Consider the following 19,706-nt stretch of genomic DNA (forward strand, 5'->3'; position numbering starts at 1 on the left):
CCTGCACGACACTCTGCAATGCCTGGCGAAAGCCGTCCTCATCCGACAACAGCAACGCTTTCAACTCGCCTCTGCTCAGTCTAACTTCTCGATTGGTCATGGCACTTCCCCTTCCACGGGAATCGGTGATCGCAACGTCACCACCGTGCCATGGCCGCTCGCCCTCAGAGCAGGCGCCGTTCTCCATCCAAAACTTTTTGCAGAACCTTCAACACACTATCATCTGCGATAGCCCTGCCCTCAAGGGGGGAGATCGGACTTCACGTCAGCCTTCGCCATCCTTCATCGCCGCAGGAATGAGCGAGCCGCTGGGTCTGCCAATCTCCCCCCCTGAGGGGGAGATGTCCGGCAGGACAGAGGGGGGCGCGAAGGATCACTCCGGTCAAAATCACTGTGCCGCGGAACTCGCTTCCGGGGGGACGCGCAGCCACAGCGCTTTTTCGCCGAGGCTGCCAACCATGCCTGCGTGTGCTGCGCGCTCGGCATCGGTCAGGCGCGACGGCAAGGCGATCGGCCGCACACCGATCGAAATATCGATGTCGTCGACATTCTGCCTGCCGCCCGCCGGAGTCAGGATGCTGTCGAGGATAAGGCTTGCCTGCTTGCCGCCGATGAGCTCGATATAGACCTCGGCCAGCAATTCCGAATCGAGCAGCGCGCCGTGCTTGGTGCGGCGGCCGTTGTCGATGCCGTAGCGGCGGCAGAGCGCGTCGAGCGAATTGGGGCCCATCGGATGCTTGCGGCGCGCCAGCGCCAGCGTGTCGACGATCCGTCCCGGATCGATGGCCGGATGGCCAAGCCGGCCGAATTCGAGATTGAGGAAGCCGATGTCGAAGCCGGCATTGTGCGCGACCAGTTTGGCGCCGTCGATGAAGGCCAGAAACTCCTCGGCGATCTCCATGAAAGTCGGCTTGCCCTGAAGATCGGCGGCGCTGATGCCGTGCACGGCCTGCGCCTCGTGATGGATCTGGCGGCCTTGCGGGTTGATGTATTTGTGGAAGGTTCGGCCGGTCGGGAAGCGGTTGACCAGCTCGACGCCGCCAAGCTCGATGACGCGGTCCTCGCGCGTGTCGAGGCCGGTGGTTTCCGTATCGAAGATGATCTCACGCATCGAATCAGTCCACTGGTGCCGGCATCATTCTAGCCGAATCACACCAGGAACAAAATGGCAACAAGTAATGTGGGTCTGCAAGCCTCTTAACCAGGCCTGGCTGCCTTATCCACGACTAGTTCGGCGATGATGGCCTTGACGGCCGCGCGAGTGGCGTCAAAGCCCTGACCGGTGTCGATGACAAAGTCGGCGCGCCGGCGCTTTTCGGTGTCGGGAACCTGCCTGGCCAGGATCGACGCCAGTTTCTCCTCGTTCATGCCCGGCCGCGCCAGCACGCGGGCGCGCTGGACTTCGGGCGGCGCGGTGACGACCACGACCTTGTCGACGCGGTTGCGGCCGCCGGTCTCGAACAGCAGCGGTATATCGAGCACGGCAAGCGGCGCGCCGGCGGCACGATGTTCAGCCAGGAAGGCATCGGCGTCGGCACGGACCAGCGGATGGATGATCGCTTCCAGCCGTTTCAGCGCGGCGGCGTCGCCGAGCACCCGCTCCGCCAGTGCCGCGCGGTCGACCGCACCGGATCGGGTGGTGCCGGGAAAGGCCGCCTCGACCAAGGGCGCGGCCTTGCCGGCATAAAGGCGATGCACAGCCTCGTCGGAATCATGGACCGGCACGCCGGCCTCGGCGAACATCTTGGCCGCGGTCGATTTGCCCATGCCGATCGATCCGGTGAGGCCGAGCACGATCATTTTATCGCGCCGATATCGGCAATAATTATTTGCCGCAGTTCGGCGGTGACTTCTGGCCTGATGCCGAACCACCGCTCGAAGCCGGGCACCGCCTGGTGCAGCAGCATGCCGAGCCCATCGACGGTTCTCAGGCCGCGCGCTTTGGCGGTAGCAAGCAGCGGCGTCTCCAGCGGCACGTAGACGATGTCCGTGACGATGGCGCGGTCCGGCAGTCTGCCTGGATCCGCGGACAGGCCTTCATTGCCATGCATGCCGAGCGCCGTCGTGTTGACCAGCAGGCCGGCATCTTCGAGCAATTCGCCGGTCGCCGCGAGGTTGTGGGCGGAAACGCCGGCACCGAAGCCGTCGCGCAGCTCCTGCGCCCTCGCAAGCGTCCGGTTGACGATGCGGATGTCGCTGACGCCGCGCTGCTTCAGCGCATGGATGACCGCGCGAGCGGCGCCGCCGGCACCGAGCACCACGGCGGGGCCGTTAGCCGCCCAGCCCGGTGCATATTCGTCCAGATTGGCGGCAAAGCCATGGGCATCGGTGTTGCCGCCGCACAATTCGCCATTCTCGAACCACAGCGTATTGACCGCACCTATCTGTTCGGCGTCGGCGTCGCGGCGCGCCGCCAGTGCGAAGGCGGCTTCCTTGTGCGGGATGGTGACGTTGCCGCCGCGATAGCCTTGTGCCTGCAGCGTCTGCAGGAATTCGGCAAACGCCTCCGGTGCAACGTCGATTGCCTCGTAGACGCCGTCGATGCCGTATTTCGCCAGCCAGTGGCCGTGGATCTTCGGAGACCTGGAATGCGCGATCGGGTGGCCGGTGACGAAGGCTTTTTTCGGGGCCTCAGCCATCGATCGCCCCGAACTCACGCAGCTTGGCCAGCACCGGCAAAAGTGGCAAGCCGACAATAGTAAAATAGTCGCCTTCGATTTTTTCGAACAGCTGGATGCCTTCGCCTTCGATCTGGTAAGCGCCGACGCTGGACAACGCTTTGGCGCCGACGCGCGCCAGATGGCGGCCGATGAAGCCCGGATCGAGCTTGCGCATGGTCAGGCTGGCGATGCCGACATGCCGCCACAGAACCTGGCCGTCACGGCCGAGCACGACGGCGCTGTTGAGATGATGCGTCTTGCCCGACAGCGCCAGCAGATGACGGCGCGCCCCTTCCATGTCGGCCGGCTTGTGGAACAGCTCGTCGCCGAGCGACAGCGTCTGGTCGCAGCCGAGCACCAGGGCGCCGGGCTTGCGCTCACTGACGTCGGTGGCCTTGGCTTCGGCGAGCACCAGGGCGACGTCCTCCGGCGACACGCCAGTATTCTGCAGCGGCGCCTCGAGCGCGCGCTCATCGACAGAGGCCGGAACCGCTTCGACAGTGACGCCGGCATTGACGAGCAGCGCCTTGCGGAACGGGCTGCCCGAGGCAAGGATGATTTTTTCAGCCATTTTTTCACCCGGTTCCTGACACTAGGGTGTGTCGAGATTCAGGTCAGGCCGAGCCGAAAACGGCGGCTTCCGAGAACCGGAGCGGAGCGTACTTTTCGTACGTGAGCACCGGAAGCGCAGGAAACCGCCGTTTGCAGGCCGGCATCACCTGAATATCACACGCCCTAGCGCGTCTTGCCGCGCAGGGCAACGATGGCCGCCGCCGTCTCCTCGATCGAACGGCGGCTGACGTCGATCATCGGCCAGCCGTGCCGCGTGCATATCTGGCGGGCATAGGCGAGCTCTTCGGCGATCGCGGCGCGGTCGACATAGTCGGTCGGTTCGTAGGCGCTGGTGCCGAGAATGCGGTTCTGCCGGACCTGCGAGATCCGTTCGGCGGTGGCGACCAGGCCGACGATCAGCGGCCTCGTGGCATTGACCAGGCTTTCGGGCACCGGAACGCCGAGCACGATCGGGATGTTGGCGGTCTTGATGCCGCGATTGGCGAGATAGATGCTGGTCGGCGTCTTCGAGGTGCGGGAGATGCCGACGAGCACGATGTCGGCATCATCCATATTGGCCGGCAGCTGGCCATCGTCATGCTCCATGGTGAAGTTGAGCGCGTCGATGCGGCGGAAATATTCGGCGTCCAGCACATGCTGGGCACCGACGCGGCGGCCGGCCGGCGTGCCGAGATAGGACTGGAACACCGTCAGCACCGGTTCCAGCACCGAGACGCAAGGCAGGCCCATGGCCGCGCAGCGTTCGTCGATGCCGCGGGCAAGCTTCTGGTCGACCACCGTATAGAGGATGATGCCCGGCTCCTCCTCGATATCCTCGAACACCTTCGTCACCTGCTTTTCGGTGCGGATGAGCGGGTAGATATGTTCGATGGCGCGCGCGTCCTTGTATTGCGCGGAAGCCGCGCGGCCGGCGGCCAGCAGCGTTTCGCCGGTGGCGTCGGAAATCAGGTGAAGGTGAAAGAAGCTCTGCGGTTTGTTCACAGGATACATTCCAGGCTGTGGGCCGATGTGGATAAGCCGGGCGGGAAACTCGGCCACCGCAAAGCGACTGTATCAGATGGCGGTTTGTCCACAATTCGATGTGCTGTCGGCTTCTCCGGGCGGTTGGGGACAAGTCCGGGGACGGAGCTTTTTGCCTTCGCTTCATCCACAGGGGCAATTTCCCTGGCCTGGCGGCAACGCATTGACTCCAGTCGTAAATTCCCGACTTTCCACAAAGTCCTGCAATCCCGTTGGAGAAGCGCGCGACAATATGCTGGCTGGTCTTTTCGAGGGCAAAGCGGGACAGGAGACAACCACCACAACCAACAGACTCTTAGAATCATAAGATTCCTAAAAATAGAATATTTAATTATAGGGAAGCCTGGAAAGGCGAGCGCTCAATGCCTCAAGACCGGATCGTGCTGGACGTGTTGAGAGGCAAGGCGGCGTTTCCGCCGCCGCTCTGGATGATGCGCCAGGCCGGCCGCTATCTGCCGGAATACCGGGAGACGAGGAGACGGGCCGGATCCTTCCTCGATCTTTGCTACGACCCGGATCTCGCCGTCGAAGTGACGCTGCAGCCGATCGAACGCTTCGGCTTCGATGCATCGATCCTGTTTTCCGATATTCTTGTCGTGCCGCATGCGCTCGGCCGCGACGTGCGCTTCGAGGAAGGACGCGGCCCGCTGCTGACGCCGATCACGGCTGCGGAAATTGCGGCTCTCGACGGCGAAACGTTTCACGTGAATCTCGAGCCGGTCTACGAGACGGTGCGGCGGTTGCGCGCCAGACTGCCTGATGAAACGACGCTGATCGGCTTCTGCGGTGCGCCGTGGACGGTGGCGACCTACATGATTGCCGGCCACGGTACGCCCGACCAGGCGCCGGCCAGGCTGTTCGCCTATCGCGAGCCGACGGCGTTTCTTAGGCTACTGAAGGTGCTGGCCGATCATTCGGCTGCCTATCTGATCCGCCAGATCGAGGCCGGCGCCGACGTGGTGCAGATCTTCGATTCGTGGTCAGGCGTGCTCGACGAAGCGTCTTTCGAATTGTTCTGCGTCGAGCCGGTGGCCTCGATCGTCCGGCAAGTGAAGGCTGCCCATCCCAATGTTCCGATCATCGGCTTTCCCAAGGGCGCGGGAGATCACTATCGAAGCTATCGCCAGAAGACCGGCGTGACCGGGCTGGGCCTCGACTGGACCGTGCCATTGTCGAGCGCGAAGGAATTGCAGCGTGACGGAGCCGTGCAGGGCAATCTCGATCCGCTGCGGCTTGTAGCCGGCGACAAGGCGCTTGACGACGGCGTGGGGGCGATCCTGAAGGCGCTGGGCGACGGGCCGCTGATCTTCAATCTCGGCCACGGCATCACGCCCGAGACGCCGCTCGCTCATGTCGAGCGGATGGTCAAGCTGGTGCGGAGCGCATCGTGACGATGATGGGCGCGGACAATGCGAACGGCACCAACACCGGTAAGGGCGCGATGCGCCGCGCGGCAATCGCGATCGCCATCTTCCTGGTGCTGGCCGGGCTGCTGTTTTTCTTCGGGCCCGATGATTTCTATCCTTGGGCGAAGGCGATCCATGTGATTGCCGTCATCTCCTGGATGGCTGGCATGCTCTATCTGCCGCGCTTGCTGGTCTATCATGCCGATGCCGAAAAAGGCTCCGTCCAGTCGGAGACTTTCAAGGTGATGGAGCGCCGCCTGCTGCGCGGCATCATCAATCCGGCAATGGTGATCACCTGGGCATTCGGCCTGTGGCTCGCCTGGAAAGGCTTTGGTTTTCAAGGCGGCTGGCTGCATGCCAAGATCGCTGCGGTGGTGGGCCTGTCGGCCGTGCATGGCTATCTCGCCGGCGCCGTCCGCAAATTTGCCGAAGACCGCAATGAAAAATCGGCAAGGCACTGGCGGATCGTCAATGAGATCCCTACATTGCTGATGATCGTCATCGTCGTCCTGGTAATCGTGAAACCGTTCTGACGTCTTCGGTTGCCCGCAAAAGGCGGCTTGCTCTTTCAACCGACCGACGATAAAAGACGGGTCTTCCTTCCCGTCATGCGCCGCCCATTTGTCGCTTCGGCCGCGCCCGGCATTTGTCGCATCCCGCCGATATTTTTCCCAAAGCTTACTCAGAGTCCGTCTAATGATGCAAGAAATGAAGCTCACAGAGTTCAAGAACAAGAAACCGCCAGAGCTGATCGCTTATGCGGAATCGCTCGAAGTCGAGAATGCCAGCGTCATGCGCAAGCAGGAGCTGATGTTCGCGATCCTGAAGAGGCTGGCGACCCAGGATATTGAGATCATCGGCGACGGCGTCGTCGAAGTGCTGCAGGACGGCTTTGGCTTCCTGCGCTCCGCCAATGCCAACTATCTGCCGGGTCCCGACGACATCTATATTTCACCGTCGCAGATCCGGCGGTTCTCGCTGAAGACCGGCGATACGGTCGAAGGGCCGATCCGCAGCCCGAAAGAGGGCGAGCGCTATTTCGCGCTGCTCAAGGTCAACACGATCAATTTCGACGACCCGGAAAAAATCCGCCACAAGATCCATTTCGACAATCTGACGCCGCTTTATCCGACCTCGCGGCTGAAGATGGAGATGGAGGTTCCGACCTCGAAGGACATTTCGGCGCGCGTCATCGACCTGGTGGCGCCGCTCGGCAAGGGCCAGCGCGCCCTGATCGTGGCGCAGCCGCGCACCGGCAAGACGGTGCTGCTGCAGAACATCGCCCATTCGATCACCACCAACCATCCGGAATGCTATTTGATCGTGCTTCTGATCGACGAGCGGCCGGAGGAAGTCACCGACATGCAGCGCTCGGTGAAGGGCGAGGTGGTGTCCTCGACCTTCGACGAGCCGGCGGTGCGCCACGTCCAGGTTGCCGAAATGGTCATCGAGAAGGCCAAGCGCCTGGTCGAGCACGGCCGTGACGTCGTCATCCTGCTGGATTCGATCACCCGCCTCGGCCGCGCCTACAACACCGTCGTGCCGTCATCCGGCAAGGTGCTGACCGGTGGTGTCGACGCCAACGCGCTGCAGCGGCCGAAGCGCTTCTTCGGTGCTGCCCGCAACATCGAGGAAGGCGGCTCGCTGACCATCATCGCCACGGCGTTGATCGATACCGGCAGCCGCATGGACGAGGTCATCTTCGAAGAGTTCAAGGGCACCGGCAATTCGGAAATCGTGCTCGACCGCAAGGTGGCGGACAAGCGCATCTATCCGGCCATGGACATCCTCAAATCCGGCACCCGCAAGGAGGACCTGCTGGTTCCGCGCCAGGACCTGCAGAAGATCTTCGTGCTGCGCCGCATCCTGGCGCCGATGGGAACGACCGACGCCATCGAGTTCCTGATCGACAAGCTCAAGCAGACCAAGACCAACGCGGATTTCTTCGATTCGATGAATACGTAAAGGGGGCAAAGGCGCTGTCCCGCCGGCGTTCCGGTTCTGTGCACCTCGACCTATCGACGGCTTAACTGCCGCTCGAGTTCCTCAGCGTCGGTTATCACCGGCAGGCAGACCTGCCCCGTGCAGAGCCAGGCGCCGGGCTCGGCCGTTGGCGGCAGGACGCCGCCTGGCAAGGCCGGCAGATTTGTCGCCGAGCCAACAGGCACGACGATGTCCACCCGGCGCGGGTCTGGATTTCGATTCGCAACCGGAACAAGCCTTGGAGTCTCTGGTCTATCCACGATCACCAGCTTCAGCGGTTCAAGCGCCAAGGCGCAGGCATTGACTATACCCGCCTGGCCATAGCCCTGGTGCTCCGCCCGCCCGCCCGCGTGCTCTGCGACTGTCCAGGCTTTGTCCCAGAGATCGAGATCGCCCGAAAGCGACGACAATCGGACCAGAGCCTCGATGATCTGGCCGGTAGCGGAAGGAATGGCTTCGTCGACATCGCCGCGGATGCGGATCGGCACATCCGCGCTGTCGGACGCGGTCAGATAATAGCCGGTCTTGTCGCTGTCCCGGTGCCAAAGATCGAGTTGCTCAATGAAGTTCCCGGCGTGATCGATGTAGCCGGGATTGCCGGTCGCCTCGAACAGTGAGATGGCGGCGTTGGCCATGGCGGCATAGTCGCTCGACAGAGCCGGAAACAGCTTCTTTGCGCCGAGCATCGAATGCGGCAGGCGGCCGTCACGTCCGGCAGCCGCAATTGCGGCAAAGGCCGCTGCCGCCGCTTCGATCCAGTCGGATCGGCCAAGCGACCGTCCGGCCTCGGCAAGGGCTGCGATCATCAAGCCGTTCCAGTCGGTCAGGGCCTTGCCGTCACGCCCGGGCCGCACGCGCTGTTCCCTCGCGGCCAGCAGCCTTTGCTTGAGCGGAACCAGAAGGTCACGATCGACGACGCTCTGCGCCTGTTGAGCATCAGTCTGGCAAATGATCGGCTTGCCTTCCCAACCATGCGGATCGGCAAGCGTGAAGTATTTGAAAAACAATGCTGAATCGTCGCCACGGGCTGCCTCGAGCTCATCCCTGCTCCAGGTGTAGAACAACCCCTCCTCGCCCTCGCTATCGGCATCAAGGCTGGCGGCGAAGGCATCGCCCTCGACTCGCATTTCGCGCAACAGCCAGGCAATGGTCTCTTCGATCCGCAGCCGGAACAATTCCTCGCCGGTTGACGCATAGGCCCAATTGCACAAGCGGATGAGCTGGGCATTGTCGTAGAGCATTTTTTCGAAATGCGGGACCAGCCATTCGGCGTCGGTCGAGTAGCGGCTGAGTCCGCCGCCAATATGGTCATAGATGCCACCGGCCAGCATCTTTTCGAGGCTGAGGAGAACGGCGTCGCGGTGCGATGCGGTGCCGTCGCGCAGCCAGGTCAGCCAGAGGCTCTGCATGAACGGCGCGTTGGGGAATTTCGGCGCGCCGCGCAGACCGCCCAAATCGCGGTCGATCATGCCGTCAATCCCATTGGCGAGGTTCGCCAGCATGCCGCGGTCGAGCACGGCCTTGCCATGGCTGCCAGCCAGCCGCGTCTCGACATGCGTGGTCAGGCCGTCGGCACTCTGGTTAACGCTTTCTTTCTTCTCCCGCCAAGCCTTGTCAACCGCCTCCAGCACCTGGACGAAACCCGGCCGGCCGTAGCGGGTTTCGCGCGGAAAGTAAGTGCCGCCCCAGAACGGCTTGCCGTCCGGGGTCAGGAACATGGTCAGCGGCCAGCCGCCCTGCTCGCCCATCGAGGACAGCGCCGCCATGTAGATCTGGTCGATGTCGGGGCGCTCCTCGCGGTCGACCTTGATATTGACGAAGAGACGGTTCATGACGGCGGCGACGTCGTCGTTCTCGAAGCTCTCATGCGCCATGACGTGGCACCAATGGCACGCGGCGTAGCCGACAGAGAGCAGGATCGGACGCTGCAGCACCTTTGCTTCGGCCAGAGCGGCGGGCGACCATGGCCGCCAGTGCACGGGATTGCCGCTGTGCTGCTGCAGATAGGGGCTGGCCTCTTCGGCAAGCAGGTTTTGTGCAGGCAATGTCACGGCACTACTCGATGCGGATTGAACAGGCATAGCTAGGGCGCTTCGGCAGAGCGGGCAAATGATTTCAAAAGACTCCATCGTGGCGCTGTCGAGTGGGCGCCTGCCGGCCGGCATTGCGGTGATCCGCATTTCCGGGCCGCAGAGTCGATTCGTAGTCGAAACGATTTCCGGATCGACTGTGCCAAACCGTGTTGCCACCTATCGCAAGTTCCGGGCGCCCGACGGATCGGTGTTGGACAGCGGCCTGGTCGTCTTCTTTGCTGGCCCCGACAGTTTTACCGGCGAGGACGTTGCAGAGCTCCATGTGCATGGCGGGCGCGCCGTTGTGGCGAGGATGCTGGAAACGATCGCCTCCTTCGACGGCGTCAGGCATGCCGAGCCTGGCGAATTCACCCGCCGCGCCTTTCTCAACGGCAAGCTCGATCTGGTCGAAACCGAGGCGCTGGCCGATCTCATCAACGCCGAAACCGAGGCGCAGCGGCGCTTTGCCGTTCACAACGCCCAAGGCGTGCAGAGCGAACTCTATCTGGGCTGGCGCCGACGGCTGATCCACGCCCGCGCGATGATCGAGGCCGAGATAGACTTTGCCGACGAGGATGACGTGCCGGGCTCGGTCGCCGGTACAGTCTGGTCCGATGTCCGGGCGATGATCGGGGAAATAGAGCGCCATGTCGCCGGCTTTCGTGCCGCCGAAATCATTCGCGATGGGTTCGAAGTGGTAATCCTCGGCGCGCCGAATGCCGGCAAGTCCAGCCTGTTCAACGCCTTGGCGCGGCGCGAAGCGGCCATCGTCACCGACGAGCCCGGCACGACCCGCGACCTGCTCGAGGTGGTACTGGACCTGGAGGGGGTGCGGGTCAGGGTAACCGACACCGCCGGTCTGCGCGAGGCGCCCGGCAAGATCGAGGCGATCGGCATCGAGAAGGCCAGGACCAAGGCGCACAGCGCTGATCTGCTGTTGCTGCTGGAGGATCTGGCGGAGCCAATCGCGATCGGTATGCTGCCGGGCGACATTCAGGCGCTGAGGGTCGGAACAAAAATTGACCTGCTGGGGGGCAAATCGCCCTCGCCTGCGGCGCACTATGATTTCGCTATCTCGACGCGGGACGGCACGGGTCTGGCCGAACTGCTGGACGAGATCGGGCGTCGTGCCGCAGTCCAGATCGGCAAGGCCGGCGATGTCCTGCCGTCGCGGCTGCGGCACGTCGAGCTGCTCAACGAGACGAAACGCTTCCTGCTCGCAGCAGTGGTCAGTGGTGATCGCGGGCAGGAGCTACGGGCCGAGGAACTGCGCCTGGCGGCGGATCGGCTTGGACGAATCGTCGGTGCGGTCGATGTCGAGGACATGCTCGATGTTATTTTTTCGCAGTTTTGTATCGGCAAATGACTCACGTGAAACATAGGGGAAGGGCCACACCGGGGTGATTCACGTGAAACACGGGCCCAGGAATAGGGGGATTGTTTCACGTGAAACGATCCCGCTCGTAGCGTCTCCCCTTCTCCCCTTGTGGGAGAAGGTGGCCGAGCGAAGCTCGGTCGGATGAGGGGTGTTCCAGCTTGGCAAAACCGCACTTCGTCCAGCACCCCTCAACCGTCTTGGCGCTGCGCGCCAATCCACCTTCTCCCACAAGGGGAGAAGGAAGACAGGGCGGCGCCAGGCAATCTCTGTCTGCATTGTCGGGAGCAGTCATGCGTCTGAAGCGCCCTGCATCCTTGACAGCGCGTGCCTCCAGGGACATGTGTCGGTCCACTTAAATTCGGGATTCTGAAATGACCAATCACTATGATGTGGTGGTGGTGGGCGGCGGTCATGCTGGTTGCGAGGCGGCTAGTGCGGCCGCGCGGGCTGGCGCCAGAACGGCGCTGGTGACGCTGCGCTTCGACACGATCGGCGTGATGTCCTGCAATCCGGCGATCGGCGGCCTCGGCAAGGGCCATCTGGTTCGCGAGATCGACGCCATGGACGGGCTGATGGGGCGCGTCGCCGATGCCGCAGGCATCCAGTTCCGTTTGCTCAACCGCCGCAAAGGACCGGCGGTGCGCGGGCCACGGACGCAGGCCGACCGAAAACTCTATCGGCTCGCCATGCAGGCGGCGATTCGCGAACAGGCTGGCCTCGATGTCATCGAAGGCGAGGTGCTGGATTTCGAAATCAACGACGGGGAAATCGACGACGGACGCATCGCGGCGGTGCTGCTGGCGGATGGAAGCCGGCTCGCCTGCGGCGCCGTGGTGCTGACGACCGGCACTTTTCTGCGCGGGCTGATCCATATCGGCGAGAAGAAGATCGTCGCCGGCCGCATGAACGAGCAGGCGAGCGTCGGCCTGTCGGCGACGATGAGCCGCGCCGGCTTCAAGCTCGGGCGGCTGAAGACCGGCACGCCGCCGCGGCTGGACGGCAGGACGATCGATTGGGCGTCACTGGAGAGCCAGGCGGCGGACGAGGACCCCGTGCCGTTCTCACTGCTGACCGATCGCATCGAAAATCCGCAGATCCATTGCGGCATTACCCGAACGACCAATGCGACGCACGAGCTGATTCGCGCCAATCTCGGCCGCTCGGCCATGTATTCGGGCTCGATCGAAGGCGTCGGGCCGCGTTATTGCCCGTCGATCGAAGACAAGATCGTCAAGTTCGGTGACCGCGAAGGCCACCAGATCTTTCTGGAGCCGGAAGGGCTGGACGACGACACGGTGTACCCGAACGGCATTTCGACCTCGCTGCCCGAGGACGTGCAGCTCGACATCCTGAAGACCATTCCGGGGCTGGAGCGGGCAACGATGCTGCAGCCGGGCTATGCCATCGAGTATGACCATGTCGATCCACGCGAGCTCAAGCCGACGCTGGAAACCAAGCGGATTGCCGGCCTTTTCCTCGCCGGCCAGATCAACGGCACCACCGGCTACGAGGAGGCCGGCGCGCAAGGGCTGCTTGCCGGCTTGAATGCAGCGCGCAAGGCGTCGGCGAGCGAGGAAATCGTGCTCAGCCGCACCGAAGCCTATATCGGCGTGATGGTCGACGATTTGACCAGCCGCGGCATTGCCGAACCCTACCGCATGTTCACCTCGCGGGCCGAGTTCCGGCTATCGCTGCGAGCCGACAACGCCGATGAGCGGCTGACGCCACTGGCGATAAGGCTGGGGATTGCCTCGCCGGAGCGGATGCAGCGGTTCAACAATAGTATGCAAGACCTTGAGAAGGCGCGACAGCTCGCCCTCGGCACCACCATGACCCCCAATGAGGCGGCGCGCCATGGGCTCGAAATCAACCGGGACGGCGTCCGCCGCTCGGCCTATGAGCTGCTGGCCTATCCCGGCGTCGATATCGCCTGGCTGGCGCGAATCGAGCCGGCTTTCGCGGCGATCGACAGCAAAACGGCCGAACGTCTTGAAACGGAAGCCAAATATTCTGTCTATCTCGACCGGCAGCAGGCCGATGTTTCGCAGATCAGGCATGAGGAGAGCAGGCTTATTCCCAAATTGCTCGACTTTGCTTCTGTTCCCGGCCTGTCGAACGAGTTGAAGCAGAAGATGCTGGCACGCCAGCCGCGCTCGATTGCCGATGCGCAACGCATGGAAGGCATGACGCCGGCGGCGCTGGCGATTATTGTCGCCCATGTCCGCAATGCCGAGGCGGCCGCGCGAAAGCAGGTCGCGTGAGCGCTGCGTCCTGGGCAAACCTGCAGGCGGCAGCGGGCCCGGTTTCACGTGAAACATTCGATCGCCTGGTCGAGTTCGAGGCCGTCTTCCGGAAATGGAACCGCCGGATCAATCTGGCCGCGCAATCGACGCAGGACGATGTCTGGCGCCGCCACATCCTTGACAGCGCGCAGCTGGCGCGAATCAAACCAGAGGCGAAGCGCTGGGTCGATCTCGGCTCCGGCGGTGGGTTTCCCGGCCTTGTGCTGGCCTTTTTGCTTGCCGAGCGGGACGGCGCCGGTATCGACCTGGTTGAAAGCAACCGGAAAAAAGCATCGTTCCTGCAAGCGGTCATTGGACAGTTCACCCTGCCCGCCAAGGTTATCGCGCGCCGCATCGACGACAGCTATCCGCTTGTTCCTGCACCGCAAATCGTCACAGCCAGGGCACTCGCCTCGCTGCCCGACCTGCTCGACCTGGCGGCACCGTGGCTGACCAAGGGTTCGCGCGGCCTGTTTCACAAAGGCCGGGATTACCGCGCCGAAGTGGCAGAAAGCGCTCAACGATGGTCTTTCGATCTGGTAGAACATGCCAGTGCAACCGACGCACAGGGCGTCATTCTCGAAGTATCCGACTTGCGACAGCACCCTGGCTTGTGACCGGCGACCCAAATGAATTTCTGGCATAGACCCATGATGAAGAACGGCCCCCGAATCATCACCGTCGCCAACCAGAAGGGCGGCGTCGGCAAGACGACGACCGCCATCAATCTGGCCACCGCGCTGGCGGCCATAGGCGAACAGGTGCTGATCGTCGATCTCGACCCGCAGGGCAACGCCAGCACCGGACTTGGCATCGACCGGCGCGACCGCACCGTCTCGTCCTATGATGTGCTGACCGGCGAGCTGGATCTCGAAGCGGCGGCGATCCCGACGGCGGTGCCTGGCCTGTCGATCGTACCGTCGACGCTCGACCTGCTCGGCATCGAGATGGAAATCGCCTCGGCGCCGGATCGAGTGCTGCGGCTGCGCAACGCTCTGCGGGCTTCGGCTGAGCGCTCGGCCAATTTCGGCTATGTGCTGATCGACTGCCCGCCGTCGCTCAACCTGCTGACACTGAATTCGATGGCTGCGGCCGATTCGGTGCTGGTGCCGCTGCAGTGCGAGTTTTTCGCGCTGGAGGGCCTGAGCCAGCTTTTGGAGACGGTCGAGCAGGTGCGCCGCTCGATCAACCCCGACCTGACGATCCAGGGCATCGTGCTGACCATGTTCGACGGGCGCAACAATCTCGCCAACCAGGTGGTGCAGGATGTGCGGGCGCATATGGGCGACAAGGTCTATGAAACCGTCATCCCGCGCAATGTCCGCGTTTCCGAGGCGCCGTCCTACGGCAAGCCGGCGATTCTCTACGACCTCAAATGTTCGGGCAGCCAGGCCTATCTGCAGCTTGCTTCGGAAGTCATCCGCCGCGAGCGCAAATTGCGTGCCGCCTAGCAGTAACCAACAAGCGATTCGATACCGAAACGATCTGGACGGACGATGAACGAAGACCCTTCGAGGAAAAGACTGGGACGGGGACTGGCGGCCCTGATCGGCGAAATCGATCGCCCGGCGGCACCGGAAAAGCCCGGGTTGGCGGCCGACGGCAAGGTGCCGATCGAGTTCCTCAGCCCTAACCCGAAAAACCCGCGCCGGCATTTTGGCGACGCCGACCTGACCGACCTCGCCCAGTCCATCCGCGAACATGGCGTGGTGCAGCCGGTGGTGGCGCGGCCGTCGAAAACCCAGCCGGGCCGCTATGAGATCATCGCCGGCGAGCGACGCTGGCGTGCGGCGCAACGCGCCGGGCTGACCGAAATCCCGATTATCGTGCGCGACGTCGACGATCGCACGGCGCTCGAACTGGCGATCATCGAAAACGTCCAGCGCACCGACCTCAACCCGGTCGAGGAGGCGCTCGGCTACCAGCAGCTGATCGACGACCATGGCTATACCCAGGCCGATCTCGGCCAGGTGATCGGCAAGAGCCGCAGCCATGTCGCCAACACGTTGAGACTGCTCAAGCTGCCCGACGTCATCCGCGACATGCTGGTCGACGGGGCGCTCTCGGCCGGCCACGCCCGTACCCTGGTGACGGCCAACGACCCGGCCGGGCTTGCCAAGCGGATCATCGATGAGGGGCTTTCGGTGCGCCAGGCCGAGGCCTTGGCGCAGCTGCCGGTCGGCGCGCCGTCGGCAAAACGCCAGCCCGCCGCACCGCCGCAAAAGGATGCCGACACGCTGGCGCTGGAGCGGCTGATGACCAGCACGATCGGCATGATCGTCACGATCGAGCACAACCAGCGCGGCGGCGTGATCAGCGTCGCCTACCGGACGCTGGAGCAGCTTGACGAGCTTTGCCGAAGGCTGAAGCGGGAGTAGGTAGGTTGCTAAAATTAGCCGGCAAATAAGATTTTTGCTGCCGTGCGGTGATTGGCGAAATCGTCGAAGTAGTCAATCTCCCCCCTTGAGGGGAGATGGCCGACAGGCCAGAAGGGGTCGTCAAATTTCAAGCGCCCACCTCCTCTGTCTTCGCGGAAGGGGCTGGTGTTTTACGCGCTGTGACCCCCTCTGTCGCCTTTGGCGACATCTCCCCCTCAAGGGGGAGATCAGGTGCGCTGCGCCAGCCTGGCGCTCTCCACGGCGATGCCGAGCAGGGCCTGGCGTGCCAGCGCGACCGACAGATCCGGCCGCCGGCGTGTCTGCAGGACCGCCGTCTGCAGGCGGTTGAGGGCGCGCCCGAGCGCCTCGCTGCTCCAGCGTTCGAGGGCTTTCTCGACCAGCTTGCGCCTGGAGAAAAACACCGGCGGGCGCGCCGCGGCAACGACCGAAGCGGCATTGCGGCCGCCGGCGTCCATCTGGCCGCGCATCGCCTGGATCGCCTGCAACTGCCGCATCGCCGATGAAAGTACCAGAAAGGGCTGGCCGCCGGACTGGCAATGGCGGGTGAAGGCGGTGTCGAAATCGGCGATCCTGCCTTCGAGCAGGGCGTCGACCGCCGCGTCGAAGGAGAGGCCCGAGACATCGCCAGACGTCGCCTTGACGTCGTCGAGGCCGATTTCGGCCTGGCCATGCGCATAAAGCACAAGCTTTTCGATCTCGCCGCGCGAGGCCAGCCGGTCGCCGCCGAGATTGCGGCGCAGCGCCTGCCGCGCCTCCAGCGTCATCGACATGCCGGCCTTGCGCAGTTCGTCGTCGATGACCGTGTCGATGTCCCTGGCCTCATCGGCGTAGCAAGGCAGAGCCATGGCATTGTCCGCCGCCTCCACCACGGCGCGCAGGCCGACGCCCTTCTTCAAGTCGCCGGCCTCGATGAGGATGATGGCGTCCCGCGCGGGCTCCGACGTCAGCGCCTTGACGTCATCGGCAAGCGCCTTCTGAGCGCCGGCGTTGCGCACCCATAGCAGGCGCCGCTCCGAAAACATCGGCACGGTGCGCGCCTCGTCGAGCAGACGGCCCTCGTCGCGATCGACCTCCGAACCGTCCAGCCTGACGACCGAGAACGGATCGTCAAGCGGCAGGCCGGTCTTGCCGGCAAAGGCCTTTGCCCGCTCGGCAACCAGCCCGCGATCGGGACCGTAAAGCAGCACGATCGAGACGCGCGGATCCGGCTTCGCGAGCCATGCATCGACCTCGTATGCTTTCTTTTGTGCCATGGGCGCTGATTAGCATGACGCGGGCGCGGGGTGAACGGCGCCGCCCTCCTTTCCTTCTCCCCCTTGTGGGAGAAGGTGGATTGGCGCGCAGCGCCAAGACGGTTGAGGGGTGCTGGCCGGAGCGCTGTTGGTGCCAAGCTGGAACACCCTCATCCGACCGAGCTTCGCTCGGCCACCTTCTCCCACAAGGGGAGAAGGAGGTGCTCGTGCCGCCCAACCCGACGCATTGCCTTATCTGGCGGGAAACCCGGCGCAATCATCTCCCAAATTGCGCGCCGGCGCGGAAGATCGACAAGAAATTTCGCCGACATATCTCCATCCTGTCTGCCGCGGGCAGCAGCCAGCGGCAGCGAAGCCTCGCCCGACGAATTGGCACTGGTCTGGCGGTGTGCAAGTATCCTGGCCGGGCAACAGTGGAGGACCGAGATCATGGCCGATGCCGGAATGCTGCGCTTCCATGTTCCGGAACCGGAAGTGCGGCCGGGCGGGACGCCGGATTTCTCTAATGTGAGCATTCCAAAGGCTGGCTCGGTGCCGCGCCCGAAGATCGACGTCGACCCGCGCGACATCCGCGATCTGGCCTTCTCGATCATCCGCGTGCTCAACCGCGCCGGCGAGGCGGTCGGGCCGTGGGCAGGGCTGCTTTCGGACGACGAGTTGCTGGAGGGGCTGCGCCATATGATGACGCTGCGCAGCTTCGATGCGCGCATGCAGATGGCGCAGCGCCAGGGCAAGACCTCTTTCTACATGCAGCATCTCGGCGAAGAGGCAGTGAGCTGCGCCTTCCGCAAGGCGCTGGCGCGCGGCGACATGAATTTTCCGACCTATCGGCAGGCCGGCCTGCTCATCGCCGACGGCTACCCGATGGTCACGATGATGAACCAGATCTATTCGAACGAGGCCGATCCGCTGAAAGGGCGGCAATTGCCGATCATGTATTCGTCGAAGGAGCACGGCTTCTTCTCGATCTCCGGCAATCTGGCGACGCAGTACATCCAGGCGGTCGGCTGGGCGATGGCCTCGGCAATCAGCAATGATTCAAAGATCGCCGCCGCGTGGATCGGCGACGGTTCGACCGCCGAGTCCGACTTCCATTCGGCGCTGGTGTTCGCCTCGACCTACAAGGCGCCGGTCGTGCTCAACGTCGTCAACAACCAGTGGGCGATCTCGACCTTCCAGGGCATCGCCCGCGGCGGCTCCGGTACTTTTGCCGCCCGTGGGCTCGGCTTCGGCATTCCGTCACTGCGCGTCGACGGCAACGACTATCTCGCCGTCCATGCGGTGGCCAAATGGGCGGCGGAACGGGCGCGCAGCAATCTCGGGCCGACGCTGGTCGAATACGTCACTTACCGCGTCGGCGCCCATTCGAGCTCCGACGACCCGTCGGCCTACCGGCCGAAGGCCGAGTCCGATGCCTGGCCGCTCGGCGACCCGATCGTCAGGCTGAAGAACCATCTCATCCAGCGCGGCGTCTGGTCGGACGAACGCCACGCCCAGGCCGAGGCGGAAATCCTCGACACGGTGATTTCGGCGCAGCGGGAGGCCGAGCGCCATGGCACCCTGCATGCCGGCGGCAAGCCCTCGGCGCGCGACATGTTCGAGGGCGTCTATGCCGAGATGCCGCCGCATCTCAGGCGCCAGCGCCAACAGGCAGGGGTCTGACCATGCCGCGGCGGACCATGATCGAGGCGATCCGCGACGCCATGGACGTGTCGATGGCGCGCGACAGCCAAGTCATCGTGTTCGGCGAGGATGTCGGCTTCTTCGGCGGCGTCTTCCGCTGCACGCAAGGCCTGCAGGCGAAATACGGCAAGGGCCGCTGCTTCGATGCGCCGATCAGCGAATCCGGCATTGTCGGCGCGGCCATCGGCATGGCCGCCTACGGGCTGAAGCCTTGTGTCGAGGTGCAGTTTGCCGACTATGTTTATCCAGCCTACGACCAGATTGTCTCGGAAGCGGCGCGGCTGCGCTACCGGTCGAACGGCGATTTCACCTGCCCGATCGTCGTGAGAATGCCGACCGGCGGCGGCATTTTCGGCGGCCAGACCCACAGCCAGAGCCCGGAGGCGCTGTTCACCCACGTCTCCGGCTTGAAAGTCGTGGTGCCCTCGAACCCGTATGACGCCAAAGGCCTGCTGATCGCGGCGATCGAGGATCCCGACCCGGTGATCTTCCTGGAGCCGAAGCGACTTTACAACGGCCCCTTCGACGGTCATCACGAGCGGCCGGTAACGCCATGGTCGAAACATGAGCTCGGCGAGGTTGCCGACGGCCATTACACGGTGCCGCTCGGCAAGGCGGTGATCCGACGGCCGGGTGCGGCGGTCACCGTGCTTGCCTACGGCACGATGGTCTATGTCGCCCAGGCGGCGGCCGAGGAGACCGGCATCGATGCCGAGATCATCGATCTGAGGACACTGCTGCCGCTCGACCTCGAGACGATCGTCGCCTCGGTCAACAAGACCGGGCGCTGCGTGGTCGTGCACGAGGCGACGCTGACATCGGGGTTCGGTGCCGAACTTTCGGCGCTGGTTCAGGAGAGCTGCTTCTATCATCTGGAAGCGCCTGTGGCGCGGGTCACCGGCTGGGACACGCCCTATCCGCATGCGCAGGAGTGGGACTATTTTCCCGGTCCTGCCCGGCTAGGCCGCGCGCTGGTCGAAACGATGGAAGCCTGAGG

At 63.8% G+C, this 19,706-nt stretch carries 17 protein-coding genes; 10 read left to right on the forward strand and 7 right to left on the reverse strand.

Going from position 1 to position 19,706, the window contains the following annotated elements:
• Window positions 1-388 precede the first annotated feature (388 nt).
• From dnaQ to NKI41_RS18145, 5 genes are all read right to left on the reverse strand, one after another.
• Window positions 389-1,111 (reverse strand): DNA polymerase III subunit epsilon, encoded by a 723-nt coding sequence (dnaQ, locus tag NKI41_RS18125; RefSeq protein ID WP_352473994.1) that lies wholly within the window; start codon window positions 1,109-1,111, stop codon window positions 389-391.
• 86 nt (window positions 1,112-1,197) lie between these two features.
• A complete protein-coding gene (coaE, locus tag NKI41_RS18130) occupies window positions 1,198-1,800 on the reverse strand; it encodes a dephospho-CoA kinase (protein WP_352473995.1) in 603 nt (200 codons plus the stop codon).
• Entirely contained in the window at window positions 1,797-2,639 is an 843-nt protein-coding gene (locus tag NKI41_RS18135) for a shikimate dehydrogenase (RefSeq protein WP_352491250.1), read from the reverse strand. Before NKI41_RS18135 ends, coaE begins: the two co-directional genes overlap by 4 nt.
• On the reverse strand, window positions 2,632-3,231 hold the full coding sequence (locus NKI41_RS18140; protein ID WP_352684362.1) for a Maf-like protein: 600 nt from the start codon (window positions 3,229-3,231) through the stop codon (window positions 2,632-2,634). Before NKI41_RS18140 ends, NKI41_RS18135 begins: the two co-directional genes overlap by 8 nt.
• A 164-nt stretch (window positions 3,232-3,395) precedes the next feature.
• Window positions 3,396-4,214, reverse strand: a complete 819-nt coding sequence (locus NKI41_RS18145) for a pyruvate, water dikinase regulatory protein (RefSeq protein ID WP_254817949.1) — start codon at window positions 4,212-4,214, stop codon at window positions 3,396-3,398.
• A 401-nt stretch (window positions 4,215-4,615) separates the two neighbouring features.
• Between NKI41_RS18145 and hemE the strand changes: the two genes are divergently transcribed.
• From hemE to rho, 3 genes are all read left to right on the forward strand, one after another.
• Window positions 4,616-5,644: a uroporphyrinogen decarboxylase gene (gene hemE, locus NKI41_RS18150; RefSeq protein ID WP_352684364.1), complete on the forward strand. Its 1,029-nt coding sequence runs from the start codon at window positions 4,616-4,618 to the stop codon at window positions 5,642-5,644.
• 2 nt (window positions 5,645-5,646) lie between these two features.
• Window positions 5,647-6,192 (forward strand): protoporphyrinogen oxidase HemJ, encoded by a 546-nt coding sequence (hemJ, locus tag NKI41_RS18155; protein ID WP_502898648.1) that lies wholly within the window; start codon window positions 5,647-5,649, stop codon window positions 6,190-6,192.
• Window positions 6,193-6,358: 166 nt separating this feature from the next.
• Window positions 6,359-7,624, forward strand: coding sequence for a transcription termination factor Rho (gene rho, locus NKI41_RS18160; RefSeq protein ID WP_023675925.1), 1,266 nt, complete (start codon window positions 6,359-6,361; stop codon window positions 7,622-7,624).
• Between the two features lie 50 nt (window positions 7,625-7,674).
• Here rho and NKI41_RS18165 read toward each other — a convergent pair whose 3' ends face one another.
• Window positions 7,675-9,693 carry a thioredoxin domain-containing protein gene (locus NKI41_RS18165; protein WP_352684366.1) on the reverse strand — a complete coding sequence of 673 codons (2,019 nt, stop codon included), beginning with the start codon at window positions 9,691-9,693 and terminating at the stop codon, window positions 7,675-7,677.
• A gap of 58 nt (window positions 9,694-9,751) precedes the next feature.
• Here NKI41_RS18165 and mnmE point away from each other — a divergent pair, with 58 nt between their 5' ends.
• The 5 genes from mnmE (at window position 9,752) to NKI41_RS18190 (ending at window position 15,752) form a co-directional block, all read left to right on the forward strand.
• Window positions 9,752-11,080, forward strand: a complete 1,329-nt coding sequence (gene mnmE, locus NKI41_RS18170) for a tRNA uridine-5-carboxymethylaminomethyl(34) synthesis GTPase MnmE (protein ID WP_352684368.1) — start codon at window positions 9,752-9,754, stop codon at window positions 11,078-11,080.
• A 383-nt stretch (window positions 11,081-11,463) separates the two neighbouring features.
• Window positions 11,464-13,353, forward strand: coding sequence for a tRNA uridine-5-carboxymethylaminomethyl(34) synthesis enzyme MnmG (mnmG, locus tag NKI41_RS18175; RefSeq protein ID WP_352684370.1), 1,890 nt, complete (start codon window positions 11,464-11,466; stop codon window positions 13,351-13,353).
• Window positions 13,350-13,991, forward strand: coding sequence for a 16S rRNA (guanine(527)-N(7))-methyltransferase RsmG (gene rsmG / locus NKI41_RS18180; protein WP_352684372.1), 642 nt, complete (start codon window positions 13,350-13,352; stop codon window positions 13,989-13,991). The genes mnmG and rsmG overlap by 4 nt, the downstream gene beginning before the upstream one ends.
• A 33-nt stretch (window positions 13,992-14,024) precedes the next feature.
• Window positions 14,025-14,825 carry a ParA family protein gene (locus NKI41_RS18185; protein ID WP_084642633.1) on the forward strand — a complete coding sequence of 267 codons (801 nt, stop codon included), beginning with the start codon at window positions 14,025-14,027 and terminating at the stop codon, window positions 14,823-14,825.
• Window positions 14,826-14,870: 45 nt separating this feature from the next.
• Window positions 14,871-15,752, forward strand: coding sequence for a ParB/RepB/Spo0J family partition protein (locus NKI41_RS18190; RefSeq protein ID WP_352684374.1), 882 nt, complete (start codon window positions 14,871-14,873; stop codon window positions 15,750-15,752).
• A gap of 227 nt (window positions 15,753-15,979) precedes the next feature.
• Here the strand turns inward: NKI41_RS18190 and holA are convergent, their stop codons facing one another.
• Window positions 15,980-17,026, reverse strand: a complete 1,047-nt coding sequence (gene holA, locus NKI41_RS18195) for a DNA polymerase III subunit delta (RefSeq protein ID WP_352500823.1) — start codon at window positions 17,024-17,026, stop codon at window positions 15,980-15,982.
• 429 nt (window positions 17,027-17,455) lie between these two features.
• Here holA and NKI41_RS18200 point away from each other — a divergent pair, with 429 nt between their 5' ends.
• Window positions 17,456-18,688 (forward strand): 3-methyl-2-oxobutanoate dehydrogenase (2-methylpropanoyl-transferring) subunit alpha, encoded by a 1,233-nt coding sequence (locus NKI41_RS18200; protein ID WP_352684376.1) that lies wholly within the window; start codon window positions 17,456-17,458, stop codon window positions 18,686-18,688.
• A 2-nt stretch (window positions 18,689-18,690) separates the two neighbouring features.
• Window positions 18,691-19,704 carry an alpha-ketoacid dehydrogenase subunit beta gene (locus NKI41_RS18205; protein WP_352684378.1) on the forward strand — a complete coding sequence of 338 codons (1,014 nt, stop codon included), beginning with the start codon at window positions 18,691-18,693 and terminating at the stop codon, window positions 19,702-19,704.
• Window positions 19,705-19,706: the final 2 nt, after the last annotated feature.

This window comes from Mesorhizobium sp. M0601, from assembly GCF_040320845.1.
Lineage (GTDB): Bacteria > Pseudomonadota > Alphaproteobacteria > Rhizobiales > Rhizobiaceae > Mesorhizobium.